Source organism: Pseudomonas sp. S2_F07 (assembly GCF_054668325.1).
In genome coordinates, this window is sequence record NZ_CP162758.1 from 1,677,418 (window position 1) to 1,700,013 (window position 22,596).

The 22,596-nt window shown below is 60.3% G+C and carries 10 protein-coding genes; 5 read left to right on the forward strand and 5 right to left on the reverse strand.

Going from position 1 to position 22,596, the window contains the following annotated elements; translation table 11 throughout:
* The first annotated feature begins 25 nt into the window (after positions 1 to 25).
* Positions 26 to 586 carry a cytochrome b gene (locus tag AB4O40_RS07570; protein ID WP_056724026.1) on the forward strand — a complete coding sequence of 187 codons (561 nt, stop codon included), beginning with the start codon at positions 26 to 28 and terminating at the stop codon, positions 584 to 586.
* 137 nt (positions 587 to 723) lie between these two features.
* Here the strand turns inward: AB4O40_RS07570 and AB4O40_RS07575 are convergent, their stop codons facing one another.
* From AB4O40_RS07575 to AB4O40_RS07595, 5 genes are all read right to left on the reverse strand, one after another.
* Positions 724 to 1,650 carry a 1-aminocyclopropane-1-carboxylate deaminase/D-cysteine desulfhydrase gene (locus AB4O40_RS07575; RefSeq protein ID WP_056724024.1) on the reverse strand — a complete coding sequence of 309 codons (927 nt, stop codon included), beginning with the start codon at positions 1,648 to 1,650 and terminating at the stop codon, positions 724 to 726.
* Between the two features lie 69 nt (positions 1,651 to 1,719).
* Positions 1,720 to 3,759: an oxidoreductase gene (locus AB4O40_RS07580; protein ID WP_056724021.1), complete on the reverse strand. Its 2,040-nt coding sequence runs from the start codon at positions 3,757 to 3,759 to the stop codon at positions 1,720 to 1,722.
* Between the two features lie 264 nt (positions 3,760 to 4,023).
* Positions 4,024 to 4,671: a hypothetical protein gene (locus AB4O40_RS07585; RefSeq protein WP_223541573.1), complete on the reverse strand. Its 648-nt coding sequence runs from the start codon at positions 4,669 to 4,671 to the stop codon at positions 4,024 to 4,026.
* Between the two features lie 682 nt (positions 4,672 to 5,353).
* Positions 5,354 to 6,064: a hypothetical protein gene (locus AB4O40_RS07590; protein WP_156385755.1), complete on the reverse strand. Its 711-nt coding sequence runs from the start codon at positions 6,062 to 6,064 to the stop codon at positions 5,354 to 5,356.
* A 54-nt stretch (positions 6,065 to 6,118) separates the two neighbouring features.
* The gene (locus AB4O40_RS07595) at positions 6,119 to 17,341 is read right to left on the reverse strand and encodes a peroxidase family protein (protein WP_460055177.1); all 11,223 of its coding nucleotides are present in this window, start codon (positions 17,339 to 17,341) and stop codon (positions 6,119 to 6,121) included.
* A gap of 153 nt (positions 17,342 to 17,494) precedes the next feature.
* Between AB4O40_RS07595 and AB4O40_RS07600 the strand changes: the two genes are divergently transcribed.
* The 4 genes from AB4O40_RS07600 to AB4O40_RS07615 all read left to right on the forward strand — a co-directional run bounded on the left by AB4O40_RS07600 (position 17,495) and on the right by AB4O40_RS07615 (position 22,426).
* The gene (locus AB4O40_RS07600) at positions 17,495 to 17,701 is read left to right on the forward strand and encodes a hypothetical protein (protein ID WP_056722315.1); all 207 of its coding nucleotides are present in this window, start codon (positions 17,495 to 17,497) and stop codon (positions 17,699 to 17,701) included.
* A gap of 311 nt (positions 17,702 to 18,012) precedes the next feature.
* Positions 18,013 to 19,749 (forward strand): type I secretion system permease/ATPase, encoded by a 1,737-nt coding sequence (locus AB4O40_RS07605; protein ID WP_056722316.1) that lies wholly within the window; start codon positions 18,013 to 18,015, stop codon positions 19,747 to 19,749.
* Between the two features lie 6 nt (positions 19,750 to 19,755).
* Positions 19,756 to 21,096, forward strand: coding sequence for an HlyD family type I secretion periplasmic adaptor subunit (locus AB4O40_RS07610; protein WP_056722318.1), 1,341 nt, complete (start codon positions 19,756 to 19,758; stop codon positions 21,094 to 21,096).
* Between the two features lies 1 nt (position 21,097).
* On the forward strand, positions 21,098 to 22,426 hold the full coding sequence (locus AB4O40_RS07615; protein ID WP_056722321.1) for a TolC family outer membrane protein: 1,329 nt from the start codon (positions 21,098 to 21,100) through the stop codon (positions 22,424 to 22,426).
* Positions 22,427 to 22,596: the final 170 nt, after the last annotated feature.

A 22,596-nucleotide genomic window follows, 5' to 3' on the forward strand; every position in this document is an offset into this window, starting at 1 on the left:
AAACCGGACCTCTGAGGAACACCGTATGCCGTGGAAAAACTCCGAATCGCGCTACAGCACCGTATCGATCGCGCTGCATTGGTTGATGCTGGTCCTGCTGGTGCTGGTTTACGCCTGTATCGAGTTTCGCGGGCTCTTTCCCAAGGGCAGTGGCGGGCGCACGCTGATCGTCGAAACACACTTCATGCTCGGCCTGACCGTATTCGTTCTGGTCTGGGTGCGATTGTTCGCACGCAGCCTCGGCCCGGCGCCGCAGATCTTCCCGGCCTCGGCGCACTGGCAAACGACGCTGGCCAGGCTGATGCACTGGGCGCTGTACATTTTCATGATCGTCACGCCGATTCTCGGCTGGCTGGTCACCAGCGCCAAAGGCAATCAGGTGATGTTCTACGGTGTCGACCTGCCGATGCTGGTAGCGGAAAACAAGGACCTGGCCAAAGAGCTCCAGGGTTGGCACGAGCTCGGCGGCACTATCGGCTACTGGCTGATCGGCCTGCATGCCGTGGCCGGGCTGTATCACCATTATGTGGTGGGCGATAACACCTTGCTGCGGATGATGCCCAAGCGCGTGAACCGCGACTCCTGAGACCAATGAATTGCAGTGTGGGAGCGAGCCTGCTCGCGATGAGGGTGTTGCATTCGGCGCATTTGTCGACTGACCCACCGCCATCGTCGGAACGCCGCCCGGAGCAAGCTCGCTCCCACATTGGTTTGCGGTGCGTTTCAGGCTTGTGAGTCAAATCCCCGCCGCCCCTGCAAGCCGCCCGTGTGGACAAAGATCAGTCGTGTGCCCCGGGCGAACTTGCCCGCCTCGACTTGTTGCTTGAGGGCCATGAGTGCCTTGCCGGTGTACAGCGGCTCCAATGGAATACTCCCGGCCTGCTCTGTCTTTTCGATAAAGTCGAGCAGCAGCGGATCCACCTTGGCGAAGCCGCCGCGACTTGCATCGATCAGTTCATACCTCGCATTGACTACACCGGCTTCCTGCACGATCCGCTCGACCATCTGCGCCACCCCATGATCGTCAGGCACCGCCAGGGCACCGTACACCGGATGATCCCCCGCTTCGGCCAGTACCAGGCCGGCCAGGGTCGTGCCGGTGCCGCAGGCCAGCCACCAGCCGTCATGGTCGCTCCAGCCCAAGCCCGGCAATTGCGCGCAAACAGTGGCCCGCAACTGCATGCAACCCAAGGCACCAGGCAAACCGCCTCCCCCTTCAGGCACCGGATGCAACCTCGGGTAGCGGGTTTGCCAGGGTTGCCAGAAACCCGCTTCATGCCTTGCCCGATAGCCTGCATACCCCAGCCAGTGCAACTGCATGCCGAACGCCTGCAAGTCCTTGACCGTCGGGGTTTGCTGAGGATGCCCGCGCAACAGGCCGACGGTGGCAAAGCCGAAACGCTTGCCCGCCGCCGCCAACGCGTGGAGGTGATTGGAGTGCGCGCCACCGAGACTGATGATGCCTTCGGCCCCCAGGCGGTCAGCAGTTTTCAGGTGTTCGATGAGCTTGAACCATTTGTTGCCGCTGATCAGCGGGTCGATCTGGTCCAGCCGCAGGACCGCCACTTCGATGCCGGCTCGAGTGAGCCAGTCGAGGTGAAGGGGGTCGAGGGGGGCTTGAAGAAACCAATTGTCTGGAGGAGAAAGCATGATGCCGGATCTATGGAAAGATCCGGCATCTTAACAGCCGACTTGTGCTGTGAACCCGAACGATGTGCGTTACAACTGCGCCGCCAAACGCGAACCCTGATTGATCGCCCGCTTGGCATCCAGCTCTGCCGCGACATCCGCGCCGCCGATCAGGTGCACGCTCTGCCCCGCCGACACCAGGCCGTCATGCAACTCGCGCAGCGGGTCCTGCCCGGCGCAAATCACGATGTTGTCCACTGGCAACAGCTGCGGCTCGCCGGTTTCGCCGATGCGGATGTGCAGGCCTTCGTCGTCGATCTTCAGGTATTCGACGCTGTTGAGCATCTGCACCTGCTTGTTCTTCAGACCGGTGCGATGAATCCAGCCGGTGGTCTTGCCCAGGCCGTCGCCGACCTTGGATTTCTTGCGTTGCAGCAGGTATACCTCGCGGGCCGGCGCATGGGGCGCGGCCTTGATACCGGCGACACCGCCGCGCGCTTCAAGGTGTGTATCGATACCCCATTCTTTCCAGAACGCGGCACGATCCTGACTGGTCGCTACGCCTTCATGGACGAGGAATTCCGAGACGTCAAAACCGATACCACCGGCGCCAATCACCGCGACGCGCTTGCCGACCGGTTTGCGCGCCAGGATCACGTCCAGGTAGCTCAGCACCTTGGCGTTTTCCACCCCCGGAATGGCCGGCAGGCGCGGCGCAATGCCGGTGGCCAGAATGATCTCGTCGTAGCCGCCCTCGACCAGCCCGGCCACATCGACGCGGGTGTTCAGGCACACCTCGACGTTGGTGGTCTGCAACTTGCGGTTGAAGTAGCGAATGGTCTCAAAGAACTCTTCCTTGCCCGGAACACGCTTGGCGATGTTGAACTGACCACCGATTTCGCTGGCCGAATCGAACAGCGTCACTTGATGGCCACGCTCGGCGGCCACGGTCGCGGCGGACAAACCGGCCGGGCCGGCACCGACCACGGCGATTTTCTTCAGTTGCTGCACCGGCAGGTAATTGAGCTCGGTTTCATGGCAGGCACGCGGGTTGACCAGGCAACTGGTCAGCTTGCCGCCGAAGGTGTGGTCGAGGCAGGCCTGGTTGCAACCGATGCAGGTGTTGATTTCATCGGCGCGACCTTCAGCGGCCTTGTTGACGAAATCCGGGTCGGCGAGGAACGGCCGCGCCATGGACACCATGTCGGCATCGCCCTCGGCCAGGATCTGCTCGGCGACTTCAGGGGTGTTGATACGGTTGGTGGTGATCAGCGGAATATTGACCGAACCACGCAGCTTGGCCGTGACCTTGCTGAAGGCCGCGCGCGGCACTTTGGTTGCGATGGTCGGAATCCGCGCTTCGTGCCAGCCGATACCGGTGTTGATGATGGTCGCGCCGGCCTGTTCGATGGCCTTGGCCAACTGCACGATCTCCTCCCAGGTGCTGCCGCCTTCGACCAGGTCGAGCATCGACAGGCGGAAGATGATGATGAAGTTCGGGCCTACCGCTTCACGAACGCGACGAACGATCTCCACCGGCAGACGCATGCGGTTTTCATAGCTGCCACCCCAGCGGTCGGTACGGTGGTTGGTGTGCGCGGCGAGGAACTGGTTAATGAAATAACCTTCGGAACCCATGATTTCCACGCCGTCGTACTCGGCGGTTTGCGCCAGTACCGAGCAGGTGACGAAATCGCTGATCTGCTTCTCGATGCCTTCCTCGTCCAGCTCCTTGGGCTTGAACGGGTTGATCGGCGCCTGGATCGCGCTAGGGGCAACCTGTTTCGGGCTATAGGCATAACGACCGGCATGGAGGATCTGCATGCAGATCTTGCCTCCCGCGTCATGTACGGCACGGGTGACGATACGGTGCTTGAGCGCCTCTTCCTCTGTCGTCAGCTTGGCCGCGCCGGAATACACGCCACCCTCTTCGTTCGGGCCGATACCGCCGGTGACCATCAGGCCGACACCGCCACGGGCACGCTCGGCAAAGTAAGCCGCCATGCGCTCGAAGCCACCCGGTTTCTCTTCCAGGCCCGTGTGCATCGACCCCATCAGGGTGCGATTGCGCAGCGTGGTGAAACCCAGGTCCAGCGGAGCCAGCAGGTGCGGGTATTGAGCGGCGGTCATCGGTAACTCCACATCGAGCGATCACGGAAAGTGCAGGAGCTCTACGGCCCCCGTCAGTCATGTTCGACAGACTAAGAGTCACGCCACCATCCCTCAATGACCGTAACTGACAAATTATTGATCGAAATGAGCAGAAGCTTTGGGCGGCCGGGAATGATTCAAAACAAAAACGACCTTGCGGTGCAGGTCCGGATTGAAACCTGCACCCTGAAGGCCGCCTTTCGGGCTCTGGACAAGTCCGCAAGATTTACGCGAAGAACCGGCTTAGCATGCGCTTGCTACTGCCCGCGCCGGCGCAACGCAGACGTCCTGTTGTTTCGCTCGCTGGGTCAACACCAGCATCGTCAGGAACCCGAGCGCAATCAGTACCGGATAGGCCATCAACAGTTCGGAAAGGGAATACTTCCAGGCCAAGGGACGACCGACACCCAGCATGGCGGCATACATCCAGGACACCGCCGACAACGAACCGCAGGCCAACGCCAGCATTCGTGCACTGAATCGGAGATTGAGCAAGGAGCCTGCCTTTTGCAGGGCCGGCAGTACCAGGCGATGCAACAAGATGCCGTTGTAAGTCAACAACGCCACAATAATGACTTTGGCTTGAAGTTTTGGATTCATGAAGTACTCGACACCTTTTTCCAGGTAATCGATACCGACGACAGCGATGCCCGTTACCCACAGCGCTATTAGTGAAACGATGACAGATCTTTGAAGACTTTCCATGTGAGCATTATCATGCTCAGTTAATACTTTCCGTTTTAAAAGATCCCTGACCATCGCGACATCACTGGTCAACACCAGCCCGATGGCCACACAACACGCCACCAAATGAACATAAATAACCCCCAGACGCAAAAATTCCAGGAATTCCTTATTTTCCAGCAGACTCATAATGGTATTTATCGCCACGGTATTTTCTCCACCTTATTCGAGAGTACGGATCGACTACTTGACAGAATCTTTAATTATTAAAAACTCTGTACGACCTTACTTCTAAAAGATAAGCCAAATCATGGACTCGGCACTCTCAACCTCATTGATTCACCTGGCGAATCAATGACCGGTTGATTTATCGCCTCCCTGAGTTTCAGATAAAAACCCCCAGTGGCATTCACTGCACTTGAGATTCTATTTCCACTTCTTTTTTTCAATCGCGGGGGCAGGTCATGGCTGACGTGCTCAAGGATCAGAGGCCACAGACGCTACAATGTTCATTTTCCGCACAAGCCACCGACAAACGGTGCGTAGCGCAAGTTCGCCTGAAGCGACAGCAATGAGTCAACTTCCCCGCTATTGCCCACAGCAACTGGCCTGCTTGCCTGGATGCACTTCGAGCATTGCATATTGGATCCGCTAGTTGTTATACATCCCATAAGTCTCGCAATAGCGAGTAACTCTCATCCAAGGCAAACTCCAACGACGGACTTCACGGTGATCCAGCCACCCTTTCAGGCAGACAGCAATACAGGATCAACTGAAAGGAGCAGGATATTAATAGCAAATTAGTCGTCAGCGAATGAAACTGCACGCAGTCAAACCCTATCGGATGGCAAGTACCTTGAAACGGCATACCCGCTAATTGTGGTCTCGCTCAAAATCCGAAGTAGATAAATGCCGTAGCGGCCACGACACCCCATGCGACCAACGCCATTACCGTTGAATTTTGCGTTGACCGGGATTTGTCCAGGCGCCGCAAGCCGAACTTCGAAAAGCCGACCTGTTCATAACAGCAATACATGATCGCCCGGTAGGTATATCGCAGGCCCACCAACAGAAACAGGGTAATCAGGCCAAGGACAAGTCCATGCCTGATAGCCGGTTCAACCAATTCCACAAGGTGATCCTGTTCGCAAGCAACGCTATCGACTTCCACAAGGGTTATTTGCCGGTAGTCCGCCGAAGACCGCTTTTGGCCAATCTGGATCACCGCCTGTTGCTCCAGATCCAGCGCCTGATACTTCCAGAGCGTTGATGACCCTTCTCGACAGAACGTAAAAGCAGCAGGACTTGAGATGGCGACAATACAAGCGTCGTTGATATCCAGTTTTTTCAGCGTTTCCGTGGCTGACCTGGTGAAATCCAGGTCGAACACCGGATTAACACCGGTAGCAAAAGCCGCGACCGAAACCAATAGACTGCTCAAGAGGCAGATGGCTGAAATGTTCAAGGCCGGGTTTCCCTTTTTCAATTGATTCTTTGATTTCGCAGTTCGGTTCCAACCTGCCGCCTTGATGAGTTCCAGTACGCTGCTGGCACCCCGATAGCTAATGGGCAATTGAGTGGATGGAGAAAGGGAGGGCATCCATTGCCCTCCCCTCCGTGGTCCACGCTCCCTGCGACAGTCCTTGCCAGGACCTCAAGAGGCCAGAATGAAGTCTGTGGCCGAAACGGTGTTTGGATCACCCACACCTACCAGGGTGATGGAACCCGCACCGAAGTTGAGCAACGTATCCGCACCGAGATCAACGACATTGACACTGCTGCCAAAGGTCGCCGCCGTGATGTTGAGCGCGGCGAAGTTGAGCAGATCCTGGCCTCCCGCCGCGTCGGTATCGAAGCCGAGGATCCGGTCATTGCCGAAGCCCGCGGCGAACACGAAGATATCGTCGCCACTGGCGGCATTCATCGTGTCGTTGCCCGCACCGCCCGCAACACTATCGTTGCCGGCACCACCATCGAGGTTGTCGTTGCCCAGGCCGCCCAACAATGTGTCGTTGCCGCCGGCGCCGTTGAGGGTGTCATTGCCCACCCCACCGGTCATGACGTTGTTCGACGCGTTGCCGGTGCCGACGAAGTTGCCGACTCCGGTGAAGAGCAGGTGCTCGGCATTGGCGCCCAGTGTGTAACTGGCCAGCGAGGTCTGTACGGAGTCCTCACCGCTGCCCGCCAACTCGACAACCGCGTCCGCGGCTGAATCGACGCGGTAGGTATCGTTGCCGATGCCGCCTTCCATCCGGTCAGCCCCCGCATCGCCACTGAGGACGTCATTGCCCAGGCCACCCAGCAAGGTGTCGTTGCCGCCAGCGCCGTTGAGGGTGTCATTACCCACCCCACCGGTCATGGTGTTGTTCGACGCGTTGCCGGTGCCGACGAAATTGCCAACGCCGGTGGAGAGCAGGTGCTCGACATTGATGCCCAGTGTGTAGCTGGCCAATGTCGTCTGCACGGAATCGGCACCTTCACCCGCCACCTCGACCACCAGGTCCCCGGCGGAATCGACGCGGAAGGTATCGTTGCCGGTTCCACCGACCATCCGGTCATTACCCGTGCCGCCCGTGAGGACGTCGTTGCCGGCGCCACCCAGCAAGGTGTCGTTGCCGCCAGCGCCGTTGAGGCTGTCATTACCCGCCCCACCGGTGATGACGTTGTTCAACGCGTTGCCGGTACCGGTGAAGTTGCCGGTTCCGGTGAAGAGCAGATGCTCGACATTGGCGCCCAGCGTGTAACTGGCCAGCGTGGTCTGTACCGAGTCGGCCCCCTCACCCGCCGTCTCGACCACCAGGTCCCCGGCGGAATCGACGCGGTAGGTATCGTTGCCGGCTCCACCGGCCATCCGGTCATTACCCGCACCGCCAGTGAGGACGTCATTGCCCAGGCCACCCAGCAGGTTGTCGTTGCCATCACCGCCGTTGAGGGTGTCATTGCCCACCCCACCGGTGATGACGTTGTTCAACGCGTTGCCGGTGCCGACAAAGTTGCCGACTCCGAGGTAGAGCAGATGCTCGACATTGGCGCCCAGTGTGAAACTGGCCAGCGAGGTCTGTACGGAATCCTCACCTTCACCCGTCAACTCGACCAGCAGGTCGCCGGCTGAATCGACGCGGTAGGTATCGTTGCCGGTTCCGCCCAGCATCAGGTCGTTACCCGCACCGCCATTGAGGAAGTCGTTGCCGGCGTCACCATTGATGAAGTCGTTGCCGTCCCCACCACTCAGATTGTCGTCGCCGACGCCACCAAACAACTGGTCGACACCACCCAGGCCAATGAGCGTATCGTTCCCGCCCAGACCAAACAGCACATCGCTACCCGCGGTACCGATGAGGATGTTTGCCAAGGCATCGCCCGTTTGCACCGCACCCAGCAGTACTACCAGTGCCGTCGCTGCGGAGGTCACTGACTCCAGCGTACCGAAGCCATCGGTGTAGCGCGCGATCACCCGAATTTGCTGGTTGACTTGCGCCGCACCAGGGGTGAACGTCGCGGCGGTCGCGCCGACGATATTGGTGAAGGTAGTCCCGGTACCTTGCTGCCATTGGTAGCTGAATGTGCCCACCCCGTCCAGATCGGCAATCCCTGCCGTCAGCGCGGTCAGCACCTGACCTTGAGTCGGTGTCGTATCGCTGACCAGCAACGCGCCTGTCGGTGCGTCGTTGACATTGCCCACCGGTGCCGTGGCGTCGGACGCAACGCTTTCGGCGGTACCGAAGTCATCCACGTAACTGACCACCACGCGCACCTGATCGCCGACCTGAGCCTGGCCAAGTGTGAACGTACTGGCGGTGGCTCCGGCAATGTCGACGAAGGTAACCCCGTTGGTCTCCTGCCACTGGAAGGTGAACTGCGGATTGCTTAGGCCATCGACGTCGACAATGGTCGACAGGTCGGCGGTCAACACCTGGTTCTGCACCGCAAGCCCGAGGATGCCCGGCCCTGCAGTCGGTGCGGTGTTACCCGCCGAGTCGACGATCTCCAGCGTACTATTGCCATCCTGATACACCGCGCGAACGCGGATGTTCAGACCGGCGACATCATCCGCCACCCGATAGGTGGTGCCCGTCACCCGCGATGCCTCGCCGGCGGCGATAATGGTGATGTCTTCATAGATGCCCGAGCCGGCAATGGTTTCGACCTGCCAGTAGTAAGACACGGGACCGGTAACCACGCCGGTAGGATTGGCCGCACTGACACTGTCCGCGTCGCGTATCGACTGACTGCTGACGCGCAGCAGTTGGCCGGCGACAGGAGTATCTTCGCGCGCACCGGTGGTGGCATCGAGGATCGCCAGACGCCCCACAGGAGCACTGTTCAAGGCGGTGCCAACACCGGAGGCCTGCGCCTGGTCAGCGAACTGCAGACGCTCGATGCCTGTCAGGCGATCGACGCCATCACGCCCGGCCACCAGGTCGGTCACGATGACGGCGTTGCCCTCGACAGCGATGCTGTACTCCGACGCATTACCGGAGAACACCGCGGTGTCGAAGTTGTCAGTGCCGGTCAGGATCTCCCGCACGATGACAAGCTGGCCCGGGTTGTAAGTACCGTTCAACATCGCCTGGACCATCGGCCCCATGCTGTCGAACGTGGCGATTTCCGCGCCAGTGCCATCAGCGTTTGCCCGTACGCTGATGCGCACGTTCAGCCACTTGTCACCGTCGATGATGTCGTCACCACCGCGACCTTCAATGAGATCGCTGCCGCTGCCACCGAGGATGATGTTACCGCCGTCGAAGAACGTCGCTCCGACTGGCAGCAGACCCGCCAGACCATTGATCAGGCTGATGTTGGTCAGCACACTGCCGGTTGCACCCGCGGTGGGTAGCGAGGTCGCATCTTCGCTATCACCGCGCAGGAAGTCACCGTGGGACGAACCCGACAGACCTTCCATGATGTCGAAGCGCACCAGCGCCGAAGCCCCCGAACCTGGCTGCGGTGGCACATCGAAGAAGCGGTCGCTGTAATCGACACTCACACCTTGGGCGAGATCCTTGAAGGTCGCCCAGTCATAGCCCGAGCCGCCGATATAGCGGTCACCCATGCCGAGACTGCCGACCATGATGTCGTCGCCGCCTTCGCCGTTGAACTTATCGTTCTCGTTACCACCGACGAATACATCGTGGCCAATGACCGGGTCGTTGCCCAGCGGATCGAAGTTGTCGCCAGGCGCACCGTCCGAGGTACCCTTCTCGATCCAGTCGTCGCCTTCGTTACCCATGTCCTGTTCGTTGGCTTTGCTGCCCAGGATGAAGTCATTGCCCTGGCCACCAATGGCCTCGGAGGCGTCCTCACCGGTAATGATGAAGTCGCTGCCGAACCCGCCAATGATCAGGTTGACGCCGTTGCCACCGTGCAGCACGTCGTTGCCGTCGCCACCCTGGAGGTTATCGTCGCCGCCGGTGTCGGTGATGATGTCGTCGCCGTCACCACCGCGCAGCTGGTCGTTGCCGTCACCGCCGTCGATACGATCGTTGCCGCCATCACCCCAGACCGTGTCATCGCCTTCACTGGAGATGAGGATGTCTGCGTTGTCCGTGCCACCCAGCACGATGTGCTCGGCACCGTTGTAGCGGATGTAGTTGGTGTCCGCCCCCACGGTCAGCGGGTTGTCGCGGAACACCACCTGCTCGCCGTTCGGGCCGAGCGGGTCGGCGGTGAGCAGGCCTTCGTTGAATTGCCTGCCCTGATCCACTTCCAGATAGAACCCCGGATCCGAGAACACCAGGCCCGGCAAGTGAGTGGCCGAAGTGTTGGCCATGATCAGCTTGGCGAACGAGTTGCTTTCAAGTTCGGCATTCATCGACAGGCCAGAGGTACGCTCCAGGTAGTAGAAGCGATCGCCGTCCTGCAGTTTTTCCAACTGGTTCTCGAACACGAAGTTGAAGGTCGAGCCGAGCATGCCGCCGAACGGGGTTTTCGCTTCGGCCAGGCCACCGATCCAGAGGTCGATGGCATCGACGCCAGTGACCGTCACACCCCTGAGGTCGTCGGCAGTGCCCACCACGCCATCCGTGCCGGCCAGCGTTACGTTGGCATAGGCACCCGTGCTGTTGAGGAAGTCCAGGCGATCAGCCGGTGCACCCACACCACCGAAGACCAGCGCCAGGGCTGCCGCGCGCTTGCCATCCAGTGTGGTCGCCGCCGTGATCGTGTCATGCGTGCCATAGGCCGCGATGAAGTTGATCAACGACTCCGGATGTTTGAGGTACTGCACCAGATCGACCCAACTGGTGTACGGCTTGAGTTGGGTATCACCGGTTTGGCTGTAGATGTCGCGGCGGATCGCATTGAGTGAGGGAATCCCCACGTCGCGGCCACGGGCGATGTTGAGCGCCGGCAGGTCGAGCGGCAGGCCGAGCAGGTTATTGCGCAGCGCCTCGGTGACGAACTCGTCGATTTCGTTACCGGCTTGCCGAGTCACCCCACGTATGATCGCACTGGTTGCGTCCTCAGGTGATACGCCGCTGGCGGCGTACGCCAGAGGGTTGAGGAACGCCGCGATCAAGCCCATTTGCTGATCGGGATTAGCGCTGGCCGGATCGCCTATCACGTTGAAGTCGATGTCGTAGCGATCGACGGTCTCGGTCAGCATCGAGTGGCCAAACCGATATACGGTATGGGCGAACTCGGCGACGATCGAGGCATCGAGGTCGACGTCGTAGACCTGGGTCGGTGCGAAGAACAGGTCGACTCTAGGCTGGATGGTCCGCGCAAACTCCTCGAACACCAGGTGCTGATACTGCATTTCGGTGCCGAACTTGGCCGCCTGGAACAAGCGCTCGCCATTCCACTGCAGCGCATCGAACTCGGCCTGGGTGGTTGGCAATGCGGCCACCGGATTGAGCAGCCACTCGTTGAGGAAGGTCACGTCACCCGAGTCGAGCACGGTGTCCTTGGTCTGCTGGACCAGGCGGTTGTGCTCGGAGTGGAAGATCGCATGCACCGCGGTCAGGCCGATGTTCTCGTTGACCCGGCCGTCGCCGGCGATGTAGTGGGCGTCGAGCAGTTCATTGTCATAGGTCAGGTTGTTGCCGCCCGGGCCTACGGGTTGCGCATTACCGACAGCGGTGTCGGCATCCGCCAGCAGAACCCCGCCGACGATTACCGGTGTTGCATTGTGGGCGATATCGACGAGGAACTGGTGACCGGTGCGCACAGCATTGGTCAGGTCAAGGGGAGCAAGCGGATTGCCTTCGACAAGGACGTCATCCGCCGTGCCACCAAGACCGTCAGCCCCACTCATCACCACCATCGGAAAGCCGTTCGGCCCCTTGATGAAATTGCCATAGGCGTCAGTCGCCAACAGCGGGGCATTATCGACATCGGCATCGGTAAGGTTGATACCCAGGATGTCGCGGGCTTGCGCCTTGACCACCTTCCAGGTCGCCATGCCACCGATTTCGACGTCGTCCGCGGTACCAAACGAGCCATCCGCACCCAGGTCACGGTTGGTGATCAACCGGCCTGTCGCTACGGGGCCGCTGGCGGTAAGTTCATAACCGCGCAGGAACACCTGGTGCGACGGGTGCGAACTGTAGGTCTGGTTCTGGTCCACGAACGGCGTGGTGGAGTTGGTGTGCTCATGGATGTCGTCGGCCGTGCCAAGAATGCCATCCGCCCCTGGCTGGTTGGTTGCACGGGTCAGGACCATGAAGTTGGTCGGGCTACCTGGAACAAAGAGTGGATCATCCGGCTGAAGCGGAATGAAGACGGTACCCGAACCACCTTTGGTGACCAGGTCCAGACCATGATCGAAGAACTGCCCGAAGAAGGTCATCCAGGCGTTGAACGGCGCGGACAATCCCGCATCCGCCGCAGTGTTTTCGAACAGGTACACATCATGGTCATCGGCGGTACCGAACTGACCATCCAGCCCGGGGCTGGCGACAATCTGTACGCCATCCTTGAGCACGTCGTCATTCCCCACGGCGCCGAAGTTGAGCACACCGTCCAGGCCCGGATTGAAAGCCGTGGCATAGGCCGCCGGGTTGTTCGACGTCTGGTCGACGATCAGGTTACTGATGGTGCGCGGCTGCGAGTCAATCACAAGACCGCTGTTCTGCGTATACGACGTTCCCTGTTCCGCCGGATTGAAGACCGGATCGCTTATGCGCGGAAAGAGGTTATCGGCGGCACCAAACTCGGTGTTGTTGTTGCCGTTGAGGTTCATCAGGTTGTTGTTCGACCCGTCGACCGCACGCAGGCCCAGCGGCGCGCGAATATTCGGGATCAGCGAGAGGATGTCCTGACCGGCCGCTTCCGCCTCGGCAATCTTGATCTGGTCAAGAATGAAGTTGAGGTCGGAACGGACCATGTGCAGGCCCGCGCCACCCGCGGTGGCATCGACTACAGGTACCAGCGGCGTTGGCGTGACCGGTGCACCGGCGGCGATGGCAGCCGTCGGCGTGGAGAACAGGATCTCCGTGGTGCCGTGACCGTCCTGATAGATCGCCTTGACCCGCAACGACAACCCGGCAAGGTCAGGAGAGACCTTGAACGCGGTACCGTCGGCGCTTTGGAACGCCAGGTCGCCAGCTGGCAACAGGATGATGTCCTCGAATACGCCGCTGCCTGGAGTGGCTTCGAACTGCCAGATGTAGGACACAGAGGAGTTGGTGATCAACCCCTGCGGATTACCCGCCGCGATATTGTCGGCATCGGTCACCCCGGCCACGCTGACCGTCAGCGTATCGCCCACGGTGAGTTCGCCGCCGTTACCATCCGCGACAGTCGGACTGCCATCCGGTTGGGCATTGAGCCCCGCCACCAGCACTTGCTGGTTATCGGCAAACTGCAGGCGTTCGATATGCAGCAGGGTGTCGATGCCGTCGCGACCCGCTACGGTATCGGCCACTGTCCAGACATCGTCCGTCACATCGGCGGTGCCACGGTCGTCGACAGTCACCGCATATTCGGCCTCGAGGCCGGAGTAAATGGCGGTATCGAAGGCCGCCCCGCCAGTCGAGGTGCCGGGCATGATTTCCCGCACGGCCTTGAGCTGACCAGGGTTGAAGGTGCCATCCAGCATGAGCGGGATCATATCGACCATGCTGTCGAAGGAGGCGATCTCGGGGCCGGTATGGTTGATGTCAGCCGCGTCATAAACGGCAATCCTGACGTTGATCCATTTGTCGCCATCGATCAGGTCATCGCCACCGCGACCTTCGATCAGGTCACTGCCATCACCGCCGAGGATGATGTTGCCGGTGGCAAAACCGGTGACCGGCAAACCGGCATCGGCCAGGAACTGGTCCAGTCCGCGGATCAACGCGACATTGGTCAGCGCACCGCCCGTGGCACCACCGTGGTTGACGATAGTGACTGCATCGACATCATCGCCCTTGAGCACATCGCCGAAACTCGAACCGGACAAGCCTTCGACCTCGGCAAAACGGTCAAGAATCGAGGCAGGTGAGGCACCGACCGGATTGAAGACCCCGGCGTTCTGGTTTGGTGCATTGCCGTGTGGCTGCGCCAGCGCGGCCAGGCTCAGGTCAACGGTCACGCCGATCCTGTCATTCTTGTAGGTCACCCAGTCGAAACCGGACATGCCGTCCATCTTGTCCTGGGCATCGCTGCCGACAAAGATGTCGTCGCCACCCTCGCCGATCATTTCGTCAAAACCGCCACCACCGATGAAGATGTCGTTGCCGATCACATCGTCAGTGAGCAGTGGCGCGAAGTTATCGCCTGGCGCACCGTCCTGGGTGCCCTTCTCGATCCAGTCGTCACCTGCGTTACCGGTAGGTGGCAGGTTGGTCTTGGCACCGAGGATGAAGTCGTCTCCCTGGCCACCGAAGGTGGTGGTGATGTCTTCCGTGGTGACGATGAAGTCCTGGCCATCGCCGCCCAGGATCAGGTTGCCTGCAACCAGCATGCTGCCGGCCACGATCACATCGTTACCGGCATTGCCTTCCAGACGGTTGTCACCGAACGAGTCGGTGATGATGTCATCACCCGCTCCGCCCAGCACCGCATCGTTCCCGGCACCACCTTCGAGGCGATCATTGCCGGCGTCGCCGTAAAGGGTGTCATCGCCGTCACCGGAAATAAGGATGTCATTGCCGGCAGTGCCGCCCAGGACAACATGGTCTTCACCGGTGTAGTGCAGATAATTGGTGTCCGGCCCCACGGTATCGGGGTTGTCGCGAATCACCAGCGACACGACTTCCACACCGTTGATCATGATGCCGCCGGTCGGATCGTCTCGGCCGCCCACGCCAAGGCCGGTGAACTGAGTGGCCTGATCCACCTCGAGGGTGAACGTCGGCGTCAGGAACACGGTGTTCGACAAGTGGGTGACATCGGTGTTGAGCATGATCAGCTTGGCAAAGGAGTTGTTTTCCAACTCGGTGCCGAAGTTCAGGCCCGCGGTACGCGACAGGTAGTAGAAGCGGTCGCCGTTCTGCAACGCCTCCATCTGGGTTTCAAACACGAAGTTGAAGGTCGAGCCGAGCATGCCGCCGAACGGCATTTTCTGCTCGGCGAGGCCACCGACCCAGAAGTCGATGTCGTCGACGCCCGTGACCGTCACACCTGTCACGTCATCGGCAGTACCCAGTACCCCATCCGCACCGGCCGTCGTTACGTTGGCGTAGGCACCGGTGCTGTTGAGGAAGTCCAGGCGGTCAGCCGGCGAACCCACGCCACCCAATACCAGCGCCAGGGCTGCAGCGCGTTTGTCTGCCAGTGTGAGCGCCGCCGTGATCGTGCTATGGGTACCATAGGCCGCGATGAAGTTGACCAGTGACTCGGGGTGCTTGAGGCTGTCTGCCAGGTCAGCCCAACTGATGTACGGCTTGAGTTGGCTGTCTCCGGTTGATTCGTAGAACTCCCGGCGCGCCTCATTCAACGTGGGGATACCCGTGTCGCGACCACGTGCCAGGTTCAGGGCCGGCAAATCGAGCGGCAGACCGAGCAGGTTGTTGCGCAACGCTTCGGTGACGAACTCATCGATCTCGTTACCGACCTGGCGGGTCACACCGCGAATGATTGCCCCTGCCGCCTGATCCGCAGTCAACCCGCTGCTGGCGAACGCCAGCGGGTTTAGGAAGGCCGCGATCAGCCCCATTTGCGAGTCCGGGTTGGTGGGGTCAGTGAGCAGCGGATTGAACGCAGGATCGAAGCGATCGACGGTCTCGGTCAACATCGAGTGACCGAAGCGGTATACCACGTGGGCGAACTCGGCGAGGATGGCCGGGTTGATCGAGGTGTCATAACCGTTGGGCGCAAGGAATCCGTCGATCTGTGGCTGAACGGTCCGCGCGAACTCCTCGAACACCAGGTGCTGGTATTGCATCTCGGTACCGAACTTGGCGGCCTGGAACAGGCGTTCGCCGTCCCATACCAACGCCGCAATCTCGGCAGGTGTAGTCGGTATTGCAGCCACGTCGTCCGCCAGCCACTCATTGAGGAAAACCAGGTCGCCGGAGGCAAGGATGGTGTCCTTCGATTGCTGGACCAGGCGGTTGTGCTCGGAGTGGAACACATGGTGCACGGTGGTCAGGCCAATGTTTTCGTTCACCCGGCCATCGCCGGCAATGTAGTGGGCGTCAAGCAGTTCATTGTCATAGGTCAGGTTATTGCCGAGCCCGTCAACAGGCTGCGCATTGCCGACAGTCGTGTCGGCATCCGCTTGCAGAACCCCGCCGACGACTACCGGCGCGGCGTTGTGGGCGATGTCGTCGAGGAAGGCATGCCCGGTACTCACGGCACTGGCCAGGCTGATAGGAGCGGCCCGGTTGCCTTCGACCAATTGAGTGACGTCGTCCGCTGTCCCGGCGACGCCATCAGCGCCATTACTGATGCGAATCACCACCTGCGGCATGCCGTTAGGCCCGCGGATGAAGTTGCCGTATGCATCGGTTGCCAGCAATGGCACGTTGTGTACGTCAGCGTCAGTCAGGTCAATGCCGAGAATGTCACGGGCCTGCGCCTTGACCACCTTCCAGGTCGCCATGCCGCCGTTTTCGCTGGCGCCATCATCGGCGGTGCCGAACAGGCCATCGGCGCCGAGGTCGCGGTTGGTGATCAAGCGCCCCGTTGCAACAGGTTCGCCTGCCGCATTGAGGACATACTCACGCAGAAACACCTGATGCGACGGGTGCGAGCTGTAGGTCTGGCTCTGGTCGACGAACGGCGAGGTGGTGTTGGTCTGGCCATCATCGGCCGTGCCGACTACGCCGTCCGCGCCGGCGGTACGTACTGCACGTGACAGCACCATGAAGTTGGTCGGGCTGCCCGGTACGAACAACGGATCGTCCGGCTGCAGCGGAACAAACACGACGTCGGTAGCGCTCTTGGTGACCAGGTCGAGACCGTGGTCGAAGAACTGGCCGAAGAAGGTCATCCACGAGTTGAAGCTGGCGGTCAGGCCGACGTCCGGCGAGACGTTGGGCATGAAGAACACGTCCTTGTCATCGGCCGTGCCGAACACGCCATCCAGCCCGGGGCTGGTGACTATCTGTACGCCATCCTTGAGTACGTCGTCATTACCCACCGTGCCGAAGTTGAGCACACCGTCCAGGCCCGGGTCGAACGCCGAGGCGTAGGCCGCCGGGTTGTTGGCGGTCTGATCGACGACCAGGTTACTGATAATCCGTGGCTGCGGGTCGGTCACCGTCCCTGGCGCGGCGTATGCGTCCAGAAACGAGGGATCAAGCAGGCGCGGGAAGGCACCGTCCGCGGCACCAAAATCACTCTGGCCGGTGACCAGGTTGTTGAAACTGCCATCGACGGTACGCAGGCCGAATGGCACCTGGGTGTTGGGAAGCAAATCAATGAGGCTGGCGCCGTCGGCGTTCGCTTCTGCGATAAAGATTTGCTTGAGGATGAACTCCAGGTCCGACTTGCTGAAATTGGCCATTTTGAATTGCCCTCGATATGTCTGGGTAAAGGCACGGGACGAGAAAACCCTCCCGCGCCAAGTCAAGTGCTGGCTTGCGCAGTTTGTTGGTTATGTTTTTTTGCGAGAGCTGGCGTTACCCGGGACCCGGGATTCGCGCCTGGAATTCGCGATATGAATTGCTCGCCGGGCGATCAGGCAGAGCGGATTCGAGCCCTGGGCGGGCCATGGAATCTGGAAGTGAAGGCAAACGTCCTGGAAAGCCCCTTCCCTCTGCAAAAGAACGAAATGATCGACATGATTCTGCTCCTCTCGGGAAAAACACCGCGCCTTGCGCTGCCAAAGCAATGGCAGGCTTCAGGCGGGCGGGCCCCCCGATAACTAAGACTAAAGTTCCATAGCAAATCTTTGTCAATATTACGTCGTTAAAACAGACGACTGGTGGTAGGCATCCCAAGTAGCTGTTTTTAAAAGACATATAGAAAGTTGTGTGCTGGTATAGAGCGAAATGTTATTTCGGACTGTTTAACCGCCACCTACGCTGCTGCATAAGGGAGCAACGCAGCGATTTCGGAAGACTCGCCATCCACAGAGCGACCAGCCTGCGTGTCCAAAAGCTGTTTACAGGGCTACATTTACTGTTAGCTGTTGCGCCTCAGGGGCAATCGGCTTTTCGCAGTGGGAGGATCAACATGCCCAAGCAGTCGAGCATCCGTTCCGAACTGGCCGACGCGCTCTTTCGCATGCGCCGCAGTTTTTATTCGCTGGCAGCGTTCAGCGGCGTCATAAACGTCATGATGTTGACGCCAGCTATTTATATGCTGCAGGTCTACGATCGAGCCCTTGTCAGTCGCAACGTCACGACGCTGGCGATGTTGACGGTTCTGGTGGTGGGTCTGTTCCTGCTGATGTCCACACTGGAGATGGTTCGCACCCGCGTGCTGATCCGGGTCGGCAACTGCCTGGACATGGACCTCAACCGACGCATTTTCACCGCGGCATTCGAGCGCAACCTGAGCCGCGCCGGAGGTAACCCGGCCCAGGCCCTGCAAGACCTCGCCCAGGTTCGTCAGTTCGTCACCGGTAACTCCCTGTTCGCGTTTTTCGATGCACCGTGGACGCCGATCTACCTGCTGGTCGCCTATCTGATTCACCCGATACTCGGACTGATCACGCTGATCGGCTCACTGATTCTGATGGGCCTGGCCTGGCTCACTGAAAAGGCGACGCAGAAGCCGCTGGCCGAAGCCAATCAGGCCTCCCTCTCCTCCGCCCAATATGCCAACAACAACCTGCGCAACGCCGAGGTCATCGAGGCCATGGGCATGCTGCCGTCGATCAGCAAGCGCTGGTTCCAAAGTCATTTGCGCATTCTGGAAATGCAGACCCTGGCCTCCGACCGCGCCGCCTTTATCAGCAGCACCGGGCGCTTCGTGCGGATCACTTTGCAGTCTTTGATCCTCGGCGCCGGCGCGCTGCTGGCGATCGAAGGCAAGATCACCCCGGGGATGATGATTGCCTGCTCGATCCTCACCGGCCGCGCACTGGGTCCGGTGGAACAGGTCATCGCATCGTGGAAACAACTGCTCGGTTGCCGTACGGCCTGGGGCCGGCTCAACGAGATGCTGCACGACTATCCGCGCCGGCCACCGAGCATGTCGCTGCAGCGGCCAATGGGCATGCTGGCGGTAGAGAATGTGTATGCCGGAGCCCCGGGTACCAACAACACGATTCTGCGCGGGGTGAGCTTCAGCCTTGTCCCCGGCGAAAGCCTTGGCATCATCGGCCCATCCGCCTCGGGCAAGTCCACCCTCGCCCGCCTGCTGGTTGGCGTCTGGCCGGCCCAAGCCGGCAAGGTGCGCCTGGACGGCGCAGACATATTCAACTGGAACAAGGGCGAACTTGGCCCCTGGCTCGGCTACCTGCCACAGGACGTGGAGCTGTTCGAGGGCAATATCGCCGACAACATTGCGCGCTTTGGTGAAGTGGACAGCGAAGCAGTGATCCGCGCCGCCAAGATCACTGGTGTACACGAGATGATCCTGCGTTTTCCGCAGGGCTATGACACCCGCCTGGGCACCGATGGCAGCCCGCTATCCGGTGGCCAGAAGCAGCGCATCGCCTTGGCCCGGGCGTTGTATGGCGAGCCCAATCTGATCGTGCTGGACGAGCCGAACGCCAACCTCGACGACGTCGGCGAAAAGGCCTTGGTCGATGCCCTGGCCGAACTCAAGGGCCGTGGCGCCACCGTCATTCTGATTTCTCACCGTCCCAACGTACTCTGCGCCGTCGACAAGGTGCTGATGCTGCGTGACGGCGGCGTGCAGATGCTCGGTACGCGCGATGAAGTATTCGCAGCGCTGCGCAAGGCCAGTGTGATCCCTGCAGGCGCGTCGACTCCGCTGGCCTCCGTCAAAGCACGGGAGTGACCGATCATGCAAATGAGCCAACATACCGACATGATTACAGCCGATTCCAGGAGCATGGTAGACCTGGACGTCGGCAAACCCGCGCGCTGGGGCGTGTGGCTAGTGCTCGCCGGCTTCGGCGGCTTTCTCCTGTGGTCATGGCTGGCGCCGCTGGATGCCGGCGTGGTAGCGACAGGCACGGTCAAGGTCACCAGCAATCGCAAAGCCGTGCAGCATCTGAGCGGCGGCACCGTGGAAGCCATCCTCGTTCGCGAAGGCGATCTAGTGACAAAAGGCCAGGAGGTAGTCCGCCTCGACTCGTTGCGTGCCCTTGCCGAACAGGGAGCGGTCAGCGCCCAGTACATCGTCAGCAAGACGGTGGAAAACCGTCTGGAAGCGGAGCGTGACAACCGCGACGTGGTGAACTTTGATCCTGAACTGCTAAAGCGCTTCAAGGATGACCACCGCCTGGAAGCCGCCATGGACCTGCAACAGCGCCTGCTCGACACCCGGCGCGCCGGTCTCGCGGGTGAGATCAGCATCCTGCAGGAGAACCTGGCGGCGTCGGCCGTGCAGCTCAAGGGCCTGCAGCAAGTCTATAGTGCCCGCGCCTCGCAAATCAGTTTCCTCAACCAGGAACTGCAAGGCACCCGCGTGCTGACCGCCGAAGGCTATGTACCGCGCAACCGCCTGCTTGAGCTGGAGCGCAGCAACGCCGACCTTTCCGCCGGCCAGGCCGAGAACCTCAACAACATCGCCCGGGTGCGTAGCCAGACCACCGAAATCAAGCTGCGCATCCTGCAGCGCCAGCACGATTACCTGAAAGAAGTCGAATCGCAGTTGACGGAAACCGCCAAGGAAAACACCACCCTGGCCGATCGCTTGCGCGCACTTGACTATGAAGTGACCCACACGGTGATTCGGTCACCGATCGATGGCATGGTCCAGGCCTTGAGCATCGCCACCGTCGGCGGGATCATTCAGCCCGGCTTCAAGATCATGGAAATCGTTCCGCTCAACGAACCGTTGCAGGTCGACGCGATGATTCCCGTGCAGGCCATCGACAAGATGGTCCCCGGACTGCCCGTGGACATTTCCTTCCCGGCCTTCAACCATGCCAAGACACCAAACATACCCGGCCGAGTGATGACCATCTCCGCCGACCGCCTGATGGACGAGGAAAGCAAGCAGCCGTTCTATCTGGCCCAGGTGGAAGTCACCCCCGATGGCATGGGCCTGCTTGGCACCAATCACATTCGCCCTGGCATGCCTGCCAGCGTCACCATCAAGACAGGCGAACGCAATATGTTGAGCTATCTTCTTAAACCAATGCTCGAACGTGTGGACAGCTCATTCAAGGAACAATGAAATGGACCGTCATTGCCTGCTCTTCTGCCTGATGGGGTTGGCCTTGCCGGCCGACGCCATGGACCTCAAGCAAGCCTGGGATCTGTTGCAGTTCCAGGGCCCCATCTACCAGGCCTCCGTGCATGAAAAAGAGGCCGGCCAGGAGAACCGCGCCATCGGCAAGGCCGGCCTGTTACCGCAGATCAATGCCTCGGCCTACAACAACAAGGTCAATGGCTCCCAAAGCCAGAACAACATCGACAGAGATCTCCATTACGACTCAAAGGGCGCTAACGTGCGCCTGCGCCAACCACTGTTCAACAAACAGAAAATGGCCGAGTACCGCCAGGGTCAGCAGCGTGCCGACTACAGTAACGCGGTATTCGATGCCAAGAGCCAGGACGCCGCAGTGCGCCTGGCCGAAAGCTATTTCGATGTGCTCCTGGCCAGCGAAACCATCACCCTGGCAAAGTCCAAGCTGAGCGCCTTCGACGAACAACTCGCCTCGGCGAAACGGCGCCTGGAACTGGGGGCCGGCACCGTCACCGACGTCGACGAATCGACCGCTCGCCGCGACCTCGCCGAAGCCGAACTGATCGAAGCACAAGACAACCTGGTCAACGCGCGCCGCAAGCTCGAGGAATACATCGGTGAAACCCCCGAATCGCTGACCACCTTGCGTCCGAGTTTCGATACACCACCGCTGGTACCAGGCAACCTTCAGGACTGGTTGGTCAAAGCCCAGGTCGATAGCCCACTGATCCATGCGCGCCGCTATAGCCGCGACCTCGCCGAAGAGGAGGTCAAGCGTGCCAGTGCCGGCCACTGGCCAACCCTGGATTTCATCGCCGGCTACACCGCGGGTGAGAGCCAATCACTCTCCGAGTTGAATCAACGTAACCACTACGGCTCGATCGGGCTGGAAGTCAATATCCCGCTGTTCAGTGGTGGCGGCGTCAGCGCGCTGACACGCCAGGCCAGCGCCAATAGCGATAAGGCCACGGACGAACTCGACGCCGCACGACAGGAAGTCATCACCGGAACCACCCGTGAGTATCAAGGCATCCTGAGCGGTGCCAAACGCATTCGCGCGCTGGAGAAAGCCGTCGCGTCCAACGAACGCTCACTGGCATCGTCACGCAAGGGCTTCAAGGAAGGCGGCACCAGCACCAACTCGGATGTCCTCAATGCTGAAGAACTGCTCTTCGTCGCACGCCACGATCTGTTCGATGCCAAATTACGCTATTTGATGTCGCGCCTGCGCCTGGCCTCTTCGGTAGGCAGTCTGGGCGACGACGATATCGACCAGATCAACAACTACCTCGGCCCGGAACTGCTGGTCACCAACTGACGCTCACCTGCCGGCCGGTCGCGCAAAATGATGGCTGACCGGCGCCCCTCCTCCCATGATCCCCCACCCAGCCATTCATTGCCCCGTCTGAGCACAGAAAGGCAGCCGCCAGCAAAAAAACAGTCATCGCTGAAAGCTACCCACTAAACCCTTGATTCCCTTTATGCTCG